Raw genomic sequence first — 18,762 nt, 5'->3', positions numbered from 1 at the left:
CCGACCGGGCGCTGGACTACAATCTCAATCCCTCGAAAGACGCGGCGTTATCACGCCAACCCAGCACGATGTTTGCCATCGTTCCCGACATCAATACCGAGACCCTGTTGGCCCACGCCTGTGAGTCCCTGGCTTCGGCCAGCGTTATGGCCAGTGACCTTGCAGGGTTTCTGGACAGTCCGCATCGCAATGCGCTGCTGGGCATTGCGCAGATCATCATGCTCGGTGAGTTGGCGGTGAATCGGGCGCTGGATAATCTCGATCCGCCGTAGTAGGCCGCGTTAGCGTTCATCGTCAGCAGGGGATGCATTTCAACCCATCCTGTGGCGAGGGAGCGTGCTCCCGCGCCACGATTTGTCAGGTGCGGCTATTCCCCCGACCCACTGTCCACCGCACCCCCCGCATCCTGATCAAAAAACGCCGGAATCTCATGCTGGTAGCTCTTGAGCCAGCGTTGCATGGCCAGTTCCCGTTCGGTCGCGGTGGCGGTTTGGGTTTTTTGGGAGGCGGCTATATTGCTGCTTTGCAGCTGCAACCAGCCTTCGGTTTCCTGTTGTTGCGGTGACGCGGGGCCAGGGCCGATAGCGTGGGCATTGAGTGGCAAGGCCAGGAGGCCGAGGCAGCAGAGGGTAGTGGATTTCATCCTGGGATCTCCCTACTGAAGGGGCACGGTGGTGACCGCTGCAACTTGCGCGGCGGCGGTCGCGGCAGGTTTGGCCGGGGTCTTGAGTTTTTCCGCGCGGGCCTGGGCTTCGGTGACTTGCGCCGGGCTCAGGCCGAGGCGGCTGACCAGTTCGGCAGCGCGGCTCCAGTCGTCCTGGTAGATCAGCAGCGTCACCAGATTCTGCGCGGCCAGCAGGTCGCTTTGCTTGAGTTCCATGGCGGTGAGGAATTCGAATCGGGCATCTTCGACACGCAGTTGGTTGAGGTACACCACGCCCAGGTCATTTCGGATTTTTTCGTCGGTGGGCGCCAGTCGCGCGGCCCGTTGCAAGTGGGCCTGCGCCAGGCCGTTGTCGCCCCTGGCGGCGGCGAGTTGGCCCAGGCCGTGTTCGGCTTCGGCGGCCATGCAACCGCCGAGCAGGCTGCGGTACAACGGTTCGGCTTCGCTGCGGCCGAGCAATCGGTAGACCTTGGCTTTGCGCAGGCGCACATCGGCGAGGTTGTCCGGCAGGCTTTGCAGGTTGGCCAGGCTGGCGTGCAGTTTGCCTTCCTTGGCCATGTCCTCGGCCAGGTTCAGCGACAGCTGTTGCTCGGAGCTCAGCTTGCTGCAACTGGCGGAGTCGGTCAGGGCGCTCCAGGGTGTTTGACCGGTGCTCGCGCAACCGCTGAGCAACAGCAGACTCAAACCGGCAATCAGTGCTTTCATCAAAATCCCTCTACGAAGCAAAAGCCCGGGCCAGGGCGGTGAGCCCCGGGCCGGCCAGGACGATCAATAACGCCGGGAAGAGGAACAGCATCATCACGACGGACATTTTCGCGGACATCTTGGAGATGTATTCCTGCAGGCGCGTCAGGCGCCGATCATCGAGCAATAACTTGAGCGCCAGCAGGGATTTCATCGCGCCGCCGCCCTGATGTATCAGCTGTTGCAGGATCACGCAGGTGTCAGTGAATTCGTCCACCGCGAGCATGCGCGAGGCCTTGTTCAGCTCCTCGGCCAGTTCCAGGCCGGAGTCGACGCGGGTCAGCACCAGGCGTAATTCATGGGTCAGAATCGGCAGCAGTTGTTTGCCTTCGTTGCTCAAGACGCGCAGCGATTGCTCCACGGCCATGCCCGACTCAAACAGAATGCGCAGCAGTGGAATGAAGGTGGAAATTTCGATCGCCAGTTTTTTCCGCCGACGGTGAGCGGCGGCGGCAAGCAGACGTTTTGGCAGCAGATAACCGATGCCGACGGCAAATGCCGGGACAATCCACGGATTGGCGACCTGCGGGAAGAACAGCCCCTGGATCAGTGCACTCAGGGCCAGTGCCAGCACCGGAACCCCCATTTGGCACGCCGCGAAGATCGAGCGTTTGCGGGCGGTGCGCCAGCCGAGGGCGTTGAGCAGCGTTTGGGTTTCGTTATCGAGACTGACCGTTTGCCGGCCCACACGACTGTTGCCCAGCGCATGCAGCCATTGGCCGAAGCGGTTATCCGCCGGGTTTTTACCGTCCAGCCGTTGCACCACTTGGCGGGCACGCCGACGCAGTTCCAGCACGACACTGAGCAGCATCAGCGATGCCAACAGAAACAGCAGCGAGCTCAACAGCAATGACAGGTTCATAGGCTACGCAACATGCGCCACAGCGCCAGACAGCCAAACACCTGAAAGCCCAGCGCGGCCATCAGCATCATTTGCCCCGAGCCATCGCTCCACATGGTCATCAGGTATTTAGGATTGGCGATCAGGAAGTAGCCGGCGACAGTGACCGGCAACGCCGCCAGGACCACCGCCGTGACGCGGGTTTCGCCGGTCATGGCGCTCAGTTGACGCGCCGCCTGTTCGCGTTCGCGGATCATCTTGATCAGGTTTTCCAGCAACTCGCTGGCGTTGCCGCCGTAGCGGTGGTTGACCTTCAGGCCGAGGGCAAACAGACGCAGTTCGTCTTTGTCGTAGAGTTCAGCGAAGTCCGATACCGCATCGGGCAGGCTGATGCCCAGTTGTACGTTGCGTTGCACCCGGCCCAAGGCATTTTTCAGCGGGTCCTGGGCGGCATCGATCGCACCCAGCACGGCATCGGCCAGGGTGCGTCCGGACTTCAGGCTGCGCACGGTGTGATCGAGCAGCGGCGGCAATTGTTCGATCATGCGCTTTAGCCGGCGTTGGTAGCGCCATTCGACAAACACTTTCAGGAGCAAGGGCGGCAGCAATAACGCCAACAGCAAGCCGATCCAGCCGCCCGCTACGACGGCGACTAAAACAAGCAGCCCCCACAGGGCGAGCCACTGTTCGATACGTTCAGTCGGGCGCCCGAGACCTGCGCGCAAGAAGGCCCGCTCCAGCGCCGACCATGAGGTTTTGTGCACCACCCGTTCCGGTTGCCCTTGGCTCAAGCGCTCCAGCACGCGCTGGGTGCCGGGTTGACGCAGGCCGCGATAGAGCAAACGCGCCGACAGGCCCAGCAAGGCCAGGCAAACGACGATGAGCAGCAGCGGTTTGAGCATGCCGTGGCCTTCAGTACGCGATAGGGGAGAGCGTCGACTCGCGACGCAATTTGTCGCCAGCCGGGTTGAGCGCCTCGCGCAGGAAACCAAAGCCACTGCGTCGGTCGAGGCGGAACAGGGTATTGGTCACGTAGACGTCTTCGCGGATGCCGATGACCTCCACCACCTCGCTGACGCAACGGCGACCGTCGGGCATGCGGGTCAACTGAATCACCACGTCCAGCGCGGCGCAGATCATCTGGCGCAAGGTTCGTTCGGCGATGCTGCGGCCCGTCAGACCGACCAGGGTTTCCAGGCGCAGCAAAGCATCCTGGGCATTGTTGGCGTGCACGGTACTCATGGAGCCGTCGTGGCCGGTGTTCATCGCCGTCAGTACGTCGACCACTTCGACACCGCGGATCTCGCCGAGGATGATCCGGTCCGGACGCATCCGCAGGGCGTTGCGAATCAGGTCGCTGGCCTTCACCTCGCCATGGCCCTCGGCATTCGGCGGGCGGGTTTCCAGGCGCACCACGTGCGGGTGGCCCAGTTGCAATTCGGCGACGTCTTCGATGGTCACCAGGCGTTCATGGGGGTTGATCAACTGGCTGAGGATGTTCAGCAGCGTGGTCTTGCCGGTGCCGGTGCCGCCGCTGATCAAGATATTGCAGCGCTTGCCCACGGCTTCCTGGAGGAATTCGTAGATCGCTTGATCGATGGTTTGCATGGCCATCAGGTCGGTGCTCTTGAGCATGTCCTGGCGGAACTTTCGAATCGACAGGCAAGGGCCGTCCAGCGCAATCGGGGGAATGATCGCGTTGACCCGGCTGCCGTCCGGCAGGCGCGCATCGACCATCGGCGATGACTCATCGAGCCTGCGTCCCAGTGGCGCAAGAATGCGTTGCATGACGCGTTCGACGTGGTGCGCATCGATGAAACGCAAATCGCTTTGGTGCAGCACACCGTCACGCTCGATGAACACCCGATGCGGGCCATTGACCAGAATTTCGGTCACGGCCGAATCACGCAGCAGCACTTCCAGCGGGCCGAAACCGGTGAGCTCGTCGACGATTTCTTCGGCCAGGCGCTCCATCTCGTAGCGGGAAATCGCCAGGTGCAGGCGCGCGATGTATTCGGCCACTTTGTCGATGACGAACTGCGACAGCACTTGCCGTGAACCTTCCAGCAGGTTTTTGCCGGACTCTTCGATGGCATCAATGATGTAGCGGTGCAGCACCAGTTTCAGGCCTTCATGATCGGTATTGCCGGCCACCGCGCGCGGGCTGGCGCCGAACAGTTTTTCTGCGTTCATTGCACACCTCTCAAGCGACTGAACCAGGACTTGGGTTTGGCCAGGCTTTCGGAGCGTTTGGCCAGGCGTTCACCGAGGGTGCGCAGGCTTTGGGTGAGGACTTCCCGGGGTGCCAGTTCAAACAGGGTCACACCCTGGTTCTTCGCATTCAGACGCACTTCGGGGCAGTAGGCCAGGGTGGCGATGATTTCCATACCGAAGCTTTTGCCCAGGGCATCTGAGTCCGGCGCCACGCTGCGTAGATAACGGTCGACCAGCAGTTTGGCGTGATCGAGCTTCACACCTTTTTCGCGCCACAGGTTGAGCACCGCCAGGTTACGGCGGCAATCAAGCACGTTCTGGTCGGTGTACCACAACAGCTTGTCGCAATGGCTGACGAAGGTGCGCAGGGCTTCACTGTCGGGCTGGCCGGTGAGGTTCACCACGATGTGCTGGAAGTGTTGGCGCAGGGCGCTGAGCAGCATGTACAACTCGGCAGCGCTGGTGTGTTCCAGCGGTTCATCGTTGTTGGCGTAGGCGAGAATGCGCAGGCCGACTTCGCAGCGGGTGAAGGCGCTGTCGATCAGCGTGGCATCGAGGCGGCGGACATGGCGCAAGGCATCGCCAAAATGAAACGAACTCTCCAGACCGAGCAAGGCCAGGCTGTCGCCGCGGGGTAATCCAAGGTCGAGCAGTAGCGTTTGCTGGCCACTCTTCTGCACCACCTGCGCCATATGATTGGCGAGCAGCGCACCGTCGGCATTGCTCTGCACGCCGTACAGCACGGTCAGGCCGCCCAAATGGTTGCTGGGCGCCACGGCCGGCAGGCGTTTGCTCAGGCGCCGCACCAATCCGGCGACCTCACTGGAACGCGAGCCATAGGCGACAAAGTCCCGCGCACCGGCCCGCATGGCATTGAGTACCAGTTGGTTGTCCATGCCGTCGCCCAGCGCGACGATGGCCAGCATCGGTTTGGCTTCCAGCGCGCCTTCGATCAACGCGCACTGCGCGACCACGTGTTCACGGTCAAGGCCCACGAACACCAGGTTGGCGAAGGTCACGTCGACCAGCGCCAGCAGTTCGTCGAGGCTGCCGCCCCCGGCACTGACCACCTGGCCCAACGGCGCGAGGGCGCCTTGCAGCCATTCAAGATCGGTGCTGTTGCGCGTGATCGCAAGAAAGGTCTGGCTGAGGTTCTGGCTCATTGCGATAACCCGCTGCGTTTATCGAAGTCGCCGTTTTCAAGGAAGTACAGGCGATACCAGTTGGGATCGTAGTTGCGCAGTTTTTCACCGGGCAGCGACGGCAGCTGTGCATTCACGGCCAACGGCTGCACCAGGTGCGGGGTGACGATCATCAGCAGTTCCCGTTCTTCGCGATTGATTGCGGAACTGCGGAAGAACGCACCGAGGATCGGGATGTCGCCCAGCCCCGGAAACTTGTTCACCTGCGAGGTGTTTTGCGTGCTGATCAAGCCGCTGATGACGAAGCTCTCGCCGTCGGCCAGGGAGATGCTGGTGTCGGTGCGGCGAATGGTGAAGGCCGGCACGGTGGTGCCGCCGATGGTCACCGCGTTGTTGTAGTCCAGTTCGCTGACTTCGGGTGCGACCTTGAGGGCGATCTGGTCATTGCCGATCACAGTGGGTGTGAGCGTCAGGCGGATGCCGAATTCCTTGTATTCGATGGAATAGCTGTCGCTGTTGGCGCTGGGAATCGGGATCGGAATCTCACCGCCCGCCAGGAAGCTTGCGCTCTGGCCGCTGAGCGCCACCAGGCTTGGCCGAGCCAGGGTATAGGCGAAGCCACTGCCCTCCATGGCATTGATGATCGCGAGGAAGTTACCGCCACCGGCGACGATGTTGTACATGTCGTTGGCCAGCGGAATGCTCGGCACGGCAATGCGCGGGTCAAGGTTGCGCAGCGGGAAAACCCGTGGTGTCACCGCGGTGTTCGGCACCGTGCCGGGGGAGCCGAACAGGAAGTTCGAGCTTTTGCCGTAGATCGACGTGCTGGCTTCCTTGAGTTTGGTGCGGCTGACTTCGACGAAGCGAATGTCTGTCTGTACCTGCGATGGCAGCAAGGGATCAGCGGAGGGTAGCTGTCGTGCAGTGGTCATGGCCGTCGTCGCGCGACCCTGGACGAACACCATGCTTTGGCGGGGTGCACTGGCGCATGCCGTCCAGACCATCAGGCTGGTCGTGCCGGAGGCGACGCCGGTGATCAGGAACGCCTGATTGCCGTTGACCCGCACATCGGCGATTTTCGGGTCACCCACGGCGATCCGGGTAATCGCTACGGGCGATTGCAACTCCTGTTGCTGCCCTTCGCCCACTTCCAGCGCGGCCGGCAAGGGGCCGAGCGTGGCGCAACTGCCGGTTGCAGCGGTTGCTGACGCCAGCGGTAAGCTGCCCAGCAAGGTGGCCCAGATCAAGCCGTTGAACAACGGCGTAAAACGTCTGCGCATTAAAAGGCGTCCTTGCACGATTCAGGGGGTCTGTTGAGTGATTTCATTACCGCGGATCACTTCCACAGCGGACTTGCGTGGTGTGGTTGCGCCACTGTTGGTGATCGGTTTGGGAGGAGCTGTCATGGCCAGTTGATTGAACTGCACCAGTTCGCGATTGGCGTTGGCGATGTTGGCCGGGGATTCGCTCTGGCCGGCCCAGTAACGGGCCAGGCGTTTTTCATCGGCGCTGCGCACCGCCAGGCGCAATACCCCGGCCTGTGCTGCGAGCATCAAGCGGCTGAGCAGTTGTTCGGGCACGGCGAGCAGCACGGTGCGGGCGCCAGCGCGTTGTTGTTCCTGCCTGAGTTTGTCGTCGTTACTGCGAGCCGGGCTGGCGGGCTGGCCGTTATTGGTCAAGCCCATTTGCTCGCCCACGCCCAGTACACGCAAGGCCGGTACCACCAGTTGCGCCGACGGTTGCAGGTTGATGGCGTCGCCGCGCAAAAACAGCAGCACATCGACATAATCGCCCGGCGTCAGTTGACCCCCGGCGTTGATCACTTCATCCACGGCGACGGCCAGAGCGCGTTCATCGGGACGAATCATCCGCGCCAAGTTACTGCCAGCTTCGAAACTTTCATCGCTCAGCCAGCTGCCGGCGCGAAGGGCGCGCCAAGGCGTGCGGCCAATGGCCTGGTCAAGTTGGGTGAGGCTGCCCGCGGGGACGGTACGAAGTTTTTCCAGGGCGACATCGTCGGCGGTGATTTGTACAAACGGCGCGATGTCCCGTTGCAGTACCACGACGGGTTGGCGAGTGGTGTCTTCTTCAACAGGCGCGGTCGGTTGTACGGTGGCGGTGGTCGTATCGGTCCCGGTTTGCACAACGGGCGCGGCGACGGGTTGGCGGGTCAGTGTGAAGCCCAGGTAACCGGCAATGACCGCACCCACCAGAGATAATCCGGCAAGACCCAGGATGAAACGGCTGTTCATGACGGCTCTCCCTTTCCTGCTGCTTAAAGCCTCGCTTTCCAACGAGAAAACTTCGCAATCAGGCAGCTATGAACATAAAACGATTTCGCTATTTGACCGTAGCGCAGCTAGAGCAAAACGCCATTACCCAGAGCGAAATATCTGGGCAAAGTTAAAGAATTCGATGAAATGCAGGGTTTTTTGACGTCAACGAAACGACTAATACTTTCGTATTAATGCGTTGTTACAGTTGTTGGAAGGGGGAATGCCGACAATGCTGATGCTGGCATAGGGGAATCATGTTGCGCTTGTGCAACACCCGGGTGCTTCAGGAGACATGTCATGCCTTTTTCCAAGCTGGTTCAGAAGGTCAAATCGGAGTTCGTTTTCTACAAGGGGCTGGTCAAGGATACCGAGGGTGCTTCGGGTATTGAGTATGCGATTGTGGCTGCCATGGTCGCGGTGATCATCGCTGGGCTCAGTGGCGGCATCGGGACTGAAATCACAACGGTGTTCGGGAAAATCAAAGACGCCTTGTGAGTGATTACGAAAGTCCGTGTCGGCACTTTGCATTGTTGAAGGTGGGTTTCAAGCCAGCGCTTAGTCCATTTCAGGTGTCTCCTATGAGTTCTCCAGGACAGTCACGCCAACAACTTCTTCTAGTCGATGACGAAGAGGACGCAGTGCTTGAGTTGGCGGAGTTGCTGGAGGGTGAGGGCTTCGTTTGTTTCACGGCGACATCGGTCAAGCTGGCGCTGCAAACGCTGACGCAACATCCGGATATTGCGCTGGTCATCACTGATCTGCGCATGCCGGAGGAAAGTGGCATGTCGTTGATCAAGCGGTTGCGCGAGCATACGTCGCGTCAGCATTTGCCGGTGATTGTGATGTCGGGGCATGCGGACATGGATGATGTCAGTGACATGTTGCGCTTGCAGGTGCTGGATTTGTTTCGCAAGCCGATTTATCACGTGCGGTTGTTGGAGACGTTGAATAATCTTTTTCCTTTGCCGCAGGTTTATTTGGTCAAGGGGTGATTGCGGTCTTGGCCTTGGCGGCCTCTGGGCCGACCAGGCTCTTGGTTGGTTGCGTACATATCCATTCCTGCGGTAACGGCGGCTTATGGTTCCGCTTTTACAGCGGGTCACTTTGTCAAACGACACAAAAGTAACCAAAAAGTCTCGCCCCGTACGTACGGCCCCTCGCTGGGGCTCGGGGTTCCTTCGCTCCGGCATTCATCCGGGGGCATCGCCTCCGGTCTGCTTCGCGACGACCTCCTCTCGATGTGTGCGGCTACGCCGCACGGCGCTGCGCGCCCACCCCCGGATAAACGCCTCCACTCAGCCTGCCGAGGGGGCGGGTGGATCAAGATCAAAAGCTGCAGGCGAGCTAACGCTTGGCCTGTTGAGTGGTGAGAAGCAACGGCGGTTGGGTGGTGTTCTGCTTCTGCTTCTGCTTCTGCTTCTGCTATTGCTTTTGCTCTTCTGTGGGAGCTGGCTTGCCAGCGATGGCGGCCTGACAGCCAACCAATCTCTACCAGATGCCCCCAATCCAATTGTAGGAGCCAGCCCTGCTGGCGATGCCGGCCTGACAGTCAACCAATCCCTACCAGATGCACTCCAACCCTGTGGGAGCTGGCTTGCCAGCGATGGCGGCCTGACAGCCGACCATTCTCCAAAAGATGCCCCCATCCCTCACCCACCCTACAACTGATAACTGAAACTGATGCTGTACCGCGGCTTGCGGTTGAAGGTATCCAGTGCCTCATCGGACATGGGTTTGGCCGCCTCGAGTGCAATGTTGTAGTACCTGGCATCGCCAAATCGCAAACCCACGGCTGCCGATGACATGTCGCTGCCTTTGACCGGCAGTTGGTTGAACCAGGTCTTGGCCCGGTCCAGGACCACATAAGGTTGCAGGACCCTGACCCAGTTTCCGTCGCGGTTGAAGCTGTAGTTCACTTCGTAAGCCGCGCCCCAGCCCTTGTCGCCGGATGCCTGGTCATCAGGGTAGCCGCGGCCGAAGTTTTGTCCGCCGAACACAGCGCGTTCGCTGTCGGGCAGGGTGTCGTCGCTCCAGTACCACGCGGCCGACAGCACGCCTTGCCAGTGGTCGAAGAATTTATCGCTTTGCACCCCTGACAGGCGCAGACGGAAGAAGTCCAGGTCGAGGGCGCTGTTGTTGGTTTCTGCGCCCATGCTGTCGAGGCCCTGGTACAGCCCGCCGCTGAGGATGCGCAGTTGTTGCGCATCGGCCTTGCGCCAGTCGCTTTCGAACGCCAGGGCGCGGACGTCGGTGCGTTCTTCAACGCTGAGCGGGAAACCCACCACTTTGTAGCGGGTCTTGTCGTTGACGGCATATAACCGCGCGCCGGCACTGAGCAGTTCGTTGGGCGAGGCAATGACCGGATGGCTGAAGCCAATGGAATACCGGTCGTTTTCCCGGTGGGGTTCGAGCTCAAGGCCGTTATCGAGTCTGATATTCGTACCAAGGTCGGCGCGGTAGCGGGAGGCGGACAGTGCCAGTTGCGTGCCTTCGGCATTGAGGAACTGGTTGTAGTCCAGACGATAGTAATGTTCATCGTCATCCCCCGGTGGAAACAGGCCGCTGAGGCTCAGTTGTTCTCCCATGGCGGTCTGGGAGTTGCTGCTCACGCCGAGCAAGGCCTGGGTACCGTTGCGGTTGTCGTCGGTGGTGCTCAGGCTGCTGGTGAAGGGCTTGCGGCTGGCCTGGGCGATAAGGTCGGTCGCGCCATCGGTGGTGCCCGGCGGCGGGACTTGCGCTTGCAGGGTCACTCCGGGTATTCGGCTCATCAACGTGGTGTAACGTTCGAACGTTTTGCGGGTCAGCGGCCGTTCGGTCTGGAGTTTGGCCACCAGTTTGTCGAGCAGGCCTTTGACCCGTCCGATGTCGCCCTGCAGTTGGTAATTCCTGATGTAGCCTTCCACCAGCACCACCCGCGCCACACCGTTATCGAACGACTGCCGTGGCAGAAACGCGTAGGACAGCAAGTAGCCATCCTGTTGATAGCGGCGGGTGATGTTGCGGGTCGCTTCGATCAGGTCGGCCAGGCTGGTTTCGTGGCCCAGCAGCGGTTGGTAAATGGCGGCCAGTTCCGTCAGCGGGTAAATGGTCCCGCCTTCGATCTGCACGGTTTTGAGATTGACCTTGGTACCCATCATCAACGGTTGCGCTTGTGTGGCGCCGGGCTCCGGCACTTGCAGGGGGGCGGCTGTTGGACGATAGGCGTCGGCGGGCAGGTTGGGTACCGGCAGGTTGCGGATCGTGTCGTTGCTGTTGAGGAAGCTGGGGAGGGTGTCGGCGAAAGCGGTGCAACTGAGGGGCAGTAACAGCAGGCAAGGCAAAATGCGCATAGGACACTCCCTGTTCAAACCGCTGTGTCGCGTGGGTCTTCGTGACCCAAAGAAAAAGACGGAAGACTGATCAGAATCTTCCGCCTCCAACCAAGCGTAGGCGCTGTAGGTAAGGCCGTCGAATCGGCCAGGTGCAATTCAGCGTTGGTTTCCTCCCAGTGCGCCGGTCAGCCCACCCAACACGCCGCCCAGGCCACCGGAGGTGCCGGTGCCGGTGCCGCTGTTGACCAGCCCGCCGACCGCCGCAACGGTGCCGCCCACGGTGGTGACTGTGGTGCCGACTGCGGCGACAACCGGGTTGGCGTTGCTGCCGGTAATCGCGCCGCCGAGGTTGGCAACGGCGCCGCCGACCTGGCCGGTGAGGCTGGCGACCGGGGAGCCAATGCCGGTCGCGCTGCCGATGTTTTGGGTCAGGCCGGTCACACCAGTGGTGACGGGATTGATCGCGGCCCCGATGCTTGTGGCGACGGTGCCCAGCGCCGCGGTCGGTCCGGTATTGGCGATACCGCTACCGCCCAGAGCACTTCCCACCGAGGCGATCAGATTACCGCCAGCCGCACCGTTCACGCCGACCGCGCTGACCACGCCATTGGTGTTGCCGATGTTCAGCCCGCTACCGACGTTGACCACAGCGCCGCCGACGGTTTCCAACAGGCCGTTGCCACCCAGGCCGCCGCCAGATCCGCTGCCGTTGGCCAGCAGGCCTCCGACCTTGCCGACCGCTGTGCCGGTGTTGCTCAGGGTGCCACCGACGGTGTTGGTCAGTGCGTTGCCGTTGCCGGCATCGGTGACTTTTCCACCTATGCCATCAACCGTGTCGCCGACTTTCTGCACGATGCCCTTGAGCGGATCGCCCAGGCCGGTGGCGTCGCCGACCTTGTCGGTGGTGCTCTCGACCATGGCGATCACCGGCACCAGTTTGTTGCCGACTTCCTGGGTCACTGAGCCCAGCGGACCGCTGGTGGTCGCGGTGCTCAACGTGTCGCCAAGCATGGTGACTCGCTCGCCGACCCCATCGAGCACCGGCGCAACGCGGGTCACTACGCCACCCACCACCGGCACGCTGTTGGTGGCGGTCGCGAGTTTGCCGCTGACATCGGAAACGCCGTCACCGACATCCTGCACGACGCCGCCGACTGCCGAGGCGGTGACACCGAGGCCATTCGGATCGGTGCCGAGTTTGCCCAGGCCATCGGCCACGCCGTCACCCAATGTGCTGACCACGTTGCCGGTGGTGTTGACCACGCTTTGTACCACGCCACCGACCACCGGAACCGAGCCCAGCGAATCGCCGATCTGCCCTACGCCATCGCCGACGCCACCGACAGTGGTGCCGACGTCCTGAAGCAGGGTGGTGGTCACCAGCGGCGTTACCGTTGGATTGGTCGGGTTGGTGGGGTCGGTTGGATTGGTCGGACTGGTCGGGTCAGTGGTGCCGCCACCGCCACCGCCAGTGCCTCCTGTTCCACCTGTACCTGCCCCGCCTGTGCCAGCGGTGCCGTCTGAACCACCGGCTGCACCACCAGCACCCGCAGAGGTCTGGCCATCGGGTGAGGAACTGTCGGAGCTGCTGTCATGACCGCCACCGCCGCTGCTGCAACCGGCCAGACCTAGCGAGAGAATGAGCGCCAATGCAATTGCGGATTTGCACAAAACTTGAGTTTTCATGATTGAAAGTCCTTGCACCTGTAACAACGTCGTTGTCTTCGATGGCTGACCGGTTCTGTCGCCGGCCATGCCTCCGTCCGTTGTCCACATATCAATCGCAAGGCTTCTGCAACGCCATTCTCCACTTGGTATTAAACCGTTTTATACACGCGCGCGCGTGCTGCCTAAGGGCTAATACCTTGGGGGTAGCCGCGGGTGAAAATGCCTTTTAAATCAAGAAGGGTGTGGCTGGAGAGGGAGAAGGCGAGGAGGGAGAAAACTTAAGTGATATATACACAATTGACCATGTTAGGGAGCCGAAAAGATCGCAGCCCCGCAGGCTGCGATCTGTTGATCTGTCAGGCAACCGGTCGCCAATGCCCGACCATGTGTTCAAGATCCCCAGCCCCGATCAATTGCAGATCACCACTGGACCCCGCCGCGCTGGAAAGCAATGCGACTTCGCTGGGCAGGCGAACCGGCTTTTTGAATTGCACCGCGATCTCGATGTTTGCCGCCGGCAGATGTTCGGCCAGCGCGGCCAATGTGCGGGCCTTGTTCCAAAGTCCATGGGCGATGGCCGATGGAAAGCCGAACAGTTTGGCGCTGGCCGAGCTCAGGTGAATCGGATTGTAGTCCCCGGACACCTTGGCGTATTGCCGGCCAATATCCGCTGGCGCCTTCCACTGGGCCACTTGCGTGAGCGTCAGCGTCGACGCCAACACTTCCTCCACGGGCTCGCCTTCGAGTTTGACCCCTCGGCACAGCATCTGGCTTTGCGCCTCCCACAGCGGCCCGAGTTGATCATCCAGGGTGGTCACCAGATCGAACGTCGCGCCTTTGGCATGGGGTTGCAAGTTTTCCACATGCACGCTGACACGCGCCCGATTGAGTCCACCCATGGGGCGCAGCACGCGAATGCGATTGCTCAGATGAATCAGCCCCAGCAACGGAAACGGAAAGTCCTTGGCAGTCAGCAATTGCATCTGCAAGGCGAAGGCGAGGATATGTGGGTAAGTGGGTGGCAGCAGGCTGTTGTCGGCAAAACCGCAGACCTTGCGATAGGCCGCCAGACGCTTTGCATCGACATCGACCCAGCAGCGCAGGCCATTGGTCGGCAAGCTGGTCCCCGTGATTTTTCGTCGCGTCGCCGCCTGTGCGTACAGTCCCGGCAGGCTGGGTTCGCGATTGAGTGTGTGCCAGTCGATGCTCATGCCTAAGCCCCCAAAACACTTTGCCCGCACACACGCAAGGCTTGCCCGGTGAAGGCCCCGGTGCCCGGTTGAGCCAGCCAGGCCACCGCTTCGGCAACGTCTTGCGGCAAGCCGCCCTGGCCCAACGAACTCATGCGCCGCCCGGCTTCGCGAAGGCCAAACGGGATGTGCGCGGTCATTTGGGTTTCGATAAAACCCGGCGCCACGGCGTTGATGCTGATACCCCGCGCTTGCAACAGCGGTGCCCAGGCTTGCGCCAGACCGATCAGCCCAGCCTTGCTCGCCGCGTAGTTGGTTTGCCCGCGATTACCGGCGATGCCGCTGATCGACGCCAACAGAATCACCCGGCCGTTGTCGCGCAGGGTGCCGTTATCGAGCAAGGCTTTGGTCAACACTTGTGGCGCGTTGAGGTTGACTGCAAGCACCGCGTCCCAGAATTCCGGGGTCATGTTGGCCAACGTTTTGTCGCGGGTGATGCCGGCGTTGTGCACCACGATATCGACCCCGTCGGGCAGTTGTTCGACCAGTTGCGCGGCGGCGTCTTCGGCGCAGATATCCAGGGTGATGCTACGTCCACCCAAGCGGGCGGCGAGGGCCTCCAGATCATTTTTGGCCGGTGGCACGTCGAGCAGGATGACGTCGGCACCGTCCCGGGCCAGGGTCTCGGCAATGGATGCGCCGATGCCTCGCGCGGCACCGGTGACCAGCGCCTTGCGTCCGGCCAGCGGTCGCGTCCAGTCCGTCACCGGCGTATCGCAGGGATTCAGGCGAATTACTTGGCCGGAAACGAACGCGCTTTTTGGCGAAAGGAAAAACCGCAGCGGGCCTTCCAGTTGATCCTCGGCCCCTTCGCCGACATGGATCAGTTGCAAGGTGCCGCCGCTGCGCAGTTCCTTGGCCAGCGAGCGACTGAAACCTTCGAGCGCACGTTGGGCGCTGGCGGCGAACGGGTCGGTCAAGGTCTGCGGGTCACGCCCGAGAATCACCAGATGCGCACTGTGATCGAGGTTTTTCATCAGCGGCTGGAAGAACTCGCGCAGCTGCTTGAGCTGATCGGTGTGCAGCAGATTGCTGGCGTCGTACACCACGGCTTTGAGTTTCGGGCCGTGCCCGGGAATCCACGCCGTCGCCATCGAGGGTTCCGTGCCGTAGCTGTAGATCGCGTCGGTCAGGCGATTGGCAAAGGCGCTGACGTTCTCCGCCAATGGCCCGCCGCCAATCAGCAGAGCACCCTCCACCGGACGCAGCCGACCGGCTTGCCAGCGCTCCAGCCGAGTCGGTGAAGGCAGGCCCAAGGCGCCAACCAGACGATGGCCGATGGATGAATTGGCAAAGTCGATATAGCGGTCAGACATGGAACGCGCTCCGAAAGCTGGGGTTCAAAGTGTGGACCACGAATGGCAATCAGTCGTTCGATCCACGAGATAAGGCCTACGCTTGAACCAGGCGGGATATAAATGACAACCGAATCCCTGTAGGAGCGAAGCTTGCTCGCGAAGGTGTATCAGTTGACATAAATGTAGCTGACACACCTTCGCGAGCAAGCTTCGCTCCTACAGAGGACGGTTTCCACATCGGATATTTCATCAGGGGATTTTCATGACTCAACTGCGTCGCGTCGCAATCATCGGCGGTAACCGGATTCCCTTCGCCAGGTCCAACGGGCCATACGCCACCGCCAGCAACCAGGTGATGCTCACCGCCGCGCTCGAAGGCTTGATCGAACGCTACAACCTGCACGGTCAGCGCATCGGCGAGGTGGTCGCCGGCGCGGTACTCAAGTTGTCGCGAGACATGAACCTGACCCGCGAATGCGTACTCAGCTCGCGCTTGTCGCCTGCAACCCCGGCCTATGACATTCAGCAGGCGTGCGGTACCGGACTGGAAGCTGCGTTGCTGGTGGCCAACAAGATTGCCCTGGGGCAGATCGAGTGCGGCATTGCCGGTGGCGTTGATACCACCTCCGATGCGCCGATCAGCGTCAGCGAAGGGCTGCGCAAAATCCTCCTGCAGGCCAACCGTGCCAAGAGCACGGGCGACAAACTGAAAACCTTTCTGCAATTGCGACCGCAGCATCTGATCCCCGAGTTCCCGCGCAACGGCGAGCCGCGCACCGGTTTGTCCATGGGGCAACATTGCGAGTTGATGGCGCAAACCTGGAACATCCCCCGCGCAGAACAGGATCAACTGGCTCTGGAAAGTCATCAGAAGTTGGCGGCGTCCTATGCCGAAGGTTGGCACAACGATCTGATGACGCCGTTCCTCGGTCTGACCCGTGACAATAATTTGCGGGCTGATTCGACACTGGAAAAACTTGCCGCGCTTAAACCGGCCTACGAAAAAAGCGCCAAGGGCACGCTGACTGCAGGTAACTCAACGCCGCTCACCGATGGCGCATCGCTGGTGCTGTTGGGCAGCGAGCAGTGGGCCAACGAGCGTGGCTTGCCGATTCTGGCGTACCTGCGTGACGGCGAGGCCGCGGCGGTGGACTTCGTCAATGGTGCCGAAGGCTTGTTGATGGCGCCGGTTTACGCGGTTCCGCGTTTGCTGGCGCGCAACGGCCTGAGCTTGCAGGACTTCGACTACTACGAAATTCACGAAGCCTTCGCCGCACAGGTGCTGTGCACGTTGAAGGCCTGGGAAGATCCGCAATACTGCAAAACCCGCCTCGGCCTCGATGCTGCGCTGGGTTCGATCGATCGCAGCCGGCTCAACGTCAAAGGCAGTTCATTGGCGGCGGGGCATCCGTTCGCCGCCACGGGAGGGCGAATTGTTGCGAACCTGGCGAAACTGCTGGATGCGGCGGAAAGGGGGCGTGGGCTGATTTCGATTTGTGCAGCGGGTGGGCAGGGGGTTACCGCCATTATCGAACGTTGAAGAGTGTTATGGGTTGAAACCAGGAACCTGTGGGAGCGGGCTTGCCCGCGATGACGTCGGCACATCCAACATCAATGTGTCAGAGAGCTCGCAATCGCGGGCAAGCCCGCTCCCACAAGGATCACCGAATTTGAATAGATAAGGGGCATGCCTTAACGTCGGCCCTGTCAGCCGCATCGCACAAGGCCAGTCAATGCCGACCAACGGACAAATTTCCCTCGAACGAAGCATCCCGCCGATCACCGTGCTGCCGCGTCCGTTGTATGCCCGGGTCGAGAGCCTCAATGCCGGTTCATGGACCCCTTCCCATCGCCACGACTGGGTGCAGTTTTCCTATGCCATCAGTGGCGTTCTCGGGGTGCACACCGCTGAAGGCAGTTTCTTTGCGCCACCGCAGTGGGGCATCTGGATTCCAGCGGACCTTGATCACCAAGTGGTGACGTCGATGCGCGCCGAGATGCGCAGCCTCTATGTGCGACGTGAAGATTGCCAGTGGGCGGACGGGCGTTGCCGGGTGCTGGAAGTGACACCGTTGGCGCGGGAGTTGATCAAGAGTTTTTGTTTGCTGCCTGTGGAGTACCCGCAGGGCGACAGCCAGGAGGCGCGGTTGGTGAGTGTGTTGCTGGATCAATTGGCCGGGTTGCCGGAAGTCGGTTTTTCCCTGCCATTGCCTCGCCACGAACGGTTGCTGGGTTTATGCAACGAGCTGATTGAAAACCCCGACCGCAACGTGACGTTGCAGGCATGGGCAGAGCGCCTGGGCACATCGGAAAAAACCCTGATGCGCCTGTTCCAGCGTGAAACCGGGTTGAGCTTCCGTGGCTGGCGGCAACGTGCGCGCTTGCTGTCATCATTGAGTTTGCTGGAAGAGGGCGACAGCGTGACCAATGCCGCACTGGCTTGTGGATATGACTCGACGTCGGCGTTTATTGCGGCGTTCAAAAGTCTGTTCGGGTTTACCCCGGGAGAGTTGTTTCGGCAGTAAGGGCCCCATCGCTGGCAAGCCAGCTCCCACAGAGAATGATGTGAGCCGCATGATTTCGGCTCGACGCATAACCTGTGGGAGCTGGCTTGCCAGCGATTGACCGCGCAGCGGTCCGCCGGTCAGGTGCGGAAACGGCGCACCAACCCGTCCAGCTCATTGGACAACCCGGCCAGGCTCTGCGAATCCAGGCGCGCCGAGTTCGCCAGTTCTGCCACCAGTTGCGCATCGCCATGGATCTGGCTGATGTGCCGGTTGATGTCTTCAGCCACCTGATGCTGTTGTTCCGCCGCGGTGGCGATCTGCGTGTTCATGTCGCGGATCACGTCCACCGACTCGCGGATCTGCCCGAAGCTGCTGCGCGCTTCGCCGATGCGTGACACCGACTGCTGCGACACTTCCAGGCTGGCGTGCATCTGTTGCGTCACCTGGCTGGTGCGCTTGGCCAGGTTGCCTAGCAGCCCGTCGATCTCCGCGGTGGAGTCGGCCGTGCGTTTGGCCAGTGCCCGCACTTCGTCCGCCACCACCGCAAAGCCACGCCCCTGCTCACCGGCCCGCGCCGCTTCGATGGCCGCGTTCAACGCAAGCAGGTTGGTCTGTTCGGCGATCGAGCGAATGGTGCCGAGGATCGACTGAATGTCATTGCTGTCGCGCTCAAGCTGTTGCATCGATTGTGCGGACTGTTCGATTTCCTGGCTCAGGCGATCGACGCTGCTCACTGCCGCGTCGATCTGCTGCTGGCCTTCGCGGGCCTGACGCTGGCCACTGTCGGCGGATTCGGCGGCCTGGCTGCAGGAGCGTGCCACTTCGTTGGCGGTGGCGACCATTTCGT

At 61.3% G+C, this 18,762-nt stretch carries 18 protein-coding genes; 5 read left to right on the top strand and 13 right to left on the bottom strand.

Annotated features, from left to right (window positions below):
* A partial coding sequence (locus tag D8V06_RS17625; protein WP_241667839.1) for a DUF6124 family protein occupies nucleotides 1-272 on the top strand: 272 nt, incomplete at its 5' end.
* A gap of 95 nt (nucleotides 273-367) precedes the next feature.
* Here D8V06_RS17625 and D8V06_RS17620 read toward each other — a convergent pair.
* Genes D8V06_RS17620 through cpaB form a run of 8 tightly spaced genes read right to left on the bottom strand, consistent with a single transcriptional unit; the run spans nucleotide 368 to nucleotide 7,857 of the window.
* Nucleotides 368-643 carry a DUF3613 domain-containing protein gene (locus D8V06_RS17620; protein WP_130931421.1) on the bottom strand — a complete coding sequence of 92 codons (276 nt, stop codon included), beginning with the start codon at nucleotides 641-643 and terminating at the stop codon, nucleotides 368-370.
* A gap of 12 nt (nucleotides 644-655) precedes the next feature.
* Nucleotides 656-1,369, bottom strand: a complete 714-nt coding sequence (locus D8V06_RS17615; RefSeq protein ID WP_056852488.1) for a tetratricopeptide repeat protein — start codon at nucleotides 1,367-1,369, stop codon at nucleotides 656-658.
* Between the two features lie 10 nt (nucleotides 1,370-1,379).
* The gene (locus D8V06_RS17610; RefSeq protein WP_130931420.1) at nucleotides 1,380-2,270 is read right to left on the bottom strand and encodes a type II secretion system F family protein; all 891 of its coding nucleotides are present in this window, start codon (nucleotides 2,268-2,270) and stop codon (nucleotides 1,380-1,382) included.
* The gene (locus D8V06_RS17605; RefSeq protein WP_130931419.1) at nucleotides 2,267-3,151 is read right to left on the bottom strand and encodes a type II secretion system F family protein; all 885 of its coding nucleotides are present in this window, start codon (nucleotides 3,149-3,151) and stop codon (nucleotides 2,267-2,269) included. Before D8V06_RS17605 ends, D8V06_RS17610 begins: the two co-directional genes overlap by 4 nt.
* Before the next feature lie 10 nt (nucleotides 3,152-3,161).
* On the bottom strand, nucleotides 3,162-4,442 hold the full coding sequence (locus tag D8V06_RS17600) for a CpaF family protein (RefSeq protein ID WP_130931418.1): 1,281 nt from the start codon (nucleotides 4,440-4,442) through the stop codon (nucleotides 3,162-3,164).
* Nucleotides 4,439-5,626: a pilus assembly protein gene (locus D8V06_RS17595; RefSeq protein ID WP_056852492.1), complete on the bottom strand. Its 1,188-nt coding sequence runs from the start codon at nucleotides 5,624-5,626 to the stop codon at nucleotides 4,439-4,441. Before D8V06_RS17595 ends, D8V06_RS17600 begins: the two co-directional genes overlap by 4 nt.
* Nucleotides 5,623-6,885, bottom strand: a complete 1,263-nt coding sequence (locus tag D8V06_RS17590) for a type II and III secretion system protein family protein (RefSeq protein WP_130905760.1) — start codon at nucleotides 6,883-6,885, stop codon at nucleotides 5,623-5,625. Before D8V06_RS17590 ends, D8V06_RS17595 begins: the two co-directional genes overlap by 4 nt.
* A gap of 21 nt (nucleotides 6,886-6,906) precedes the next feature.
* Complete coding sequence (gene cpaB, locus D8V06_RS17585) at nucleotides 6,907-7,857, bottom strand: Flp pilus assembly protein CpaB (RefSeq protein ID WP_130931417.1); 951 nt, start codon at nucleotides 7,855-7,857, stop codon at nucleotides 6,907-6,909.
* A gap of 321 nt (nucleotides 7,858-8,178) precedes the next feature.
* Between cpaB and D8V06_RS17580 the strand changes: the two genes are divergently transcribed.
* Nucleotides 8,179-8,376 (top strand): Flp family type IVb pilin, encoded by a 198-nt coding sequence (locus D8V06_RS17580; protein ID WP_130931416.1) that lies wholly within the window; start codon nucleotides 8,179-8,181, stop codon nucleotides 8,374-8,376.
* An 83-nt stretch (nucleotides 8,377-8,459) separates the two neighbouring features.
* Nucleotides 8,460-8,873, top strand: coding sequence for a response regulator (locus D8V06_RS17575; protein ID WP_130931422.1), 414 nt, complete (start codon nucleotides 8,460-8,462; stop codon nucleotides 8,871-8,873).
* A 666-nt stretch (nucleotides 8,874-9,539) separates the two neighbouring features.
* Here D8V06_RS17575 and D8V06_RS17565 read toward each other — a convergent pair.
* The 4 genes from D8V06_RS17565 to D8V06_RS17550 all read right to left on the bottom strand — a co-directional run bounded on the left by D8V06_RS17565 (nucleotide 9,540) and on the right by D8V06_RS17550 (nucleotide 15,426).
* Nucleotides 9,540-11,210 carry a POTRA domain-containing protein gene (locus tag D8V06_RS17565; protein WP_130931415.1) on the bottom strand — a complete coding sequence of 557 codons (1,671 nt, stop codon included), beginning with the start codon at nucleotides 11,208-11,210 and terminating at the stop codon, nucleotides 9,540-9,542.
* Between the two features lie 138 nt (nucleotides 11,211-11,348).
* Entirely contained in the window at nucleotides 11,349-12,878 is a 1,530-nt protein-coding gene (locus D8V06_RS17560) for a collagen-like triple helix repeat-containing protein (RefSeq protein WP_130905764.1), read from the bottom strand.
* A gap of 338 nt (nucleotides 12,879-13,216) precedes the next feature.
* Nucleotides 13,217-14,071 carry a MaoC/PaaZ C-terminal domain-containing protein gene (locus D8V06_RS17555; protein ID WP_130931414.1) on the bottom strand — a complete coding sequence of 285 codons (855 nt, stop codon included), beginning with the start codon at nucleotides 14,069-14,071 and terminating at the stop codon, nucleotides 13,217-13,219.
* Nucleotides 14,072-14,073: 2 nt separating this feature from the next.
* Nucleotides 14,074-15,426, bottom strand: coding sequence for a 3-oxoacyl-ACP reductase (locus D8V06_RS17550; protein WP_130905766.1), 1,353 nt, complete (start codon nucleotides 15,424-15,426; stop codon nucleotides 14,074-14,076).
* 244 nt (nucleotides 15,427-15,670) lie between these two features.
* On the opposite strand from D8V06_RS17550, the gene D8V06_RS17545 reads away from it, so the two are divergent.
* Together D8V06_RS17545 and D8V06_RS17540 are read left to right on the top strand one after the other, a co-directional pair.
* Nucleotides 15,671-16,948 carry an acetyl-CoA C-acetyltransferase gene (locus D8V06_RS17545; protein ID WP_130931413.1) on the top strand — a complete coding sequence of 426 codons (1,278 nt, stop codon included), beginning with the start codon at nucleotides 15,671-15,673 and terminating at the stop codon, nucleotides 16,946-16,948.
* Between the two features lie 193 nt (nucleotides 16,949-17,141).
* Nucleotides 17,142-17,933, top strand: coding sequence for a helix-turn-helix transcriptional regulator (locus D8V06_RS17540; protein ID WP_130931412.1), 792 nt, complete (start codon nucleotides 17,142-17,144; stop codon nucleotides 17,931-17,933).
* A gap of 119 nt (nucleotides 17,934-18,052) precedes the next feature.
* On the opposite strand, the gene D8V06_RS17535 is transcribed toward D8V06_RS17540, so the two are convergent.
* A partial coding sequence (locus D8V06_RS17535; RefSeq protein WP_241667838.1) for a methyl-accepting chemotaxis protein occupies nucleotides 18,053-18,762 on the bottom strand: 710 nt, incomplete at its 5' end.

This window comes from Pseudomonas sp. Sample_24 (assembly GCF_004307605.1).
Lineage (GTDB): Bacteria > Pseudomonadota > Gammaproteobacteria > Pseudomonadales > Pseudomonadaceae > Aquipseudomonas.
This window is presented reverse-complemented; position numbering and strand designations above follow the sequence as displayed.

What these genes read in the sequence shown, in the direction of transcription:
- D8V06_RS17615 (WP_056852488.1), bottom strand. Translation starts at nt 1,369, where the DNA reads ATGAAAGCACTGATTGCCGGTTTGAGTCTGCTGTTGCTCAGCGGTTGC.
- D8V06_RS17560 (WP_130905764.1), bottom strand. Translation starts at nt 12,878, where the DNA reads ATGAAAACTCAAGTTTTGTGCAAATCCGCAATTGCATTGGCGCTCATT.
- D8V06_RS17600 (WP_130931418.1), bottom strand. Translation starts at nt 4,442, where the DNA reads ATGAACGCAGAAAAACTGTTCGGCGCCAGCCCGCGCGCGGTGGCCGGC.
- D8V06_RS17545 (WP_130931413.1), top strand. Translation starts at nt 15,671, where the DNA reads ATGACTCAACTGCGTCGCGTCGCAATCATCGGCGGTAACCGGATTCCC.
- D8V06_RS17620 (WP_130931421.1), bottom strand. Translation starts at nt 643, where the DNA reads ATGAAATCCACTACCCTCTGCTGCCTCGGCCTCCTGGCCTTGCCACTC.
- D8V06_RS17575 (WP_130931422.1), top strand. Translation starts at nt 8,460, where the DNA reads ATGAGTTCTCCAGGACAGTCACGCCAACAACTTCTTCTAGTCGATGAC.
- D8V06_RS17540 (WP_130931412.1), top strand. Translation starts at nt 17,142, where the DNA reads ATGCCGACCAACGGACAAATTTCCCTCGAACGAAGCATCCCGCCGATC.
- D8V06_RS17580 (WP_130931416.1), top strand. Translation starts at nt 8,179, where the DNA reads ATGCCTTTTTCCAAGCTGGTTCAGAAGGTCAAATCGGAGTTCGTTTTC.
- D8V06_RS17605 (WP_130931419.1), bottom strand. Translation starts at nt 3,151, where the DNA reads ATGCTCAAACCGCTGCTGCTCATCGTCGTTTGCCTGGCCTTGCTGGGC.
- D8V06_RS17555 (WP_130931414.1), bottom strand. Translation starts at nt 14,071, where the DNA reads ATGAGCATCGACTGGCACACACTCAATCGCGAACCCAGCCTGCCGGGA.
- D8V06_RS17565 (WP_130931415.1), bottom strand. Translation starts at nt 11,210, where the DNA reads ATGCGCATTTTGCCTTGCCTGCTGTTACTGCCCCTCAGTTGCACCGCT.
- D8V06_RS17590 (WP_130905760.1), bottom strand. Translation starts at nt 6,885, where the DNA reads ATGCGCAGACGTTTTACGCCGTTGTTCAACGGCTTGATCTGGGCCACC.
- D8V06_RS17610 (WP_130931420.1), bottom strand. Translation starts at nt 2,270, where the DNA reads ATGAACCTGTCATTGCTGTTGAGCTCGCTGCTGTTTCTGTTGGCATCG.
- D8V06_RS17595 (WP_056852492.1), bottom strand. Translation starts at nt 5,626, where the DNA reads ATGAGCCAGAACCTCAGCCAGACCTTTCTTGCGATCACGCGCAACAGC.
- cpaB (WP_130931417.1), bottom strand. Translation starts at nt 7,857, where the DNA reads ATGAACAGCCGTTTCATCCTGGGTCTTGCCGGATTATCTCTGGTGGGT.
- D8V06_RS17550 (WP_130905766.1), bottom strand. Translation starts at nt 15,426, where the DNA reads ATGTCTGACCGCTATATCGACTTTGCCAATTCATCCATCGGCCATCGT.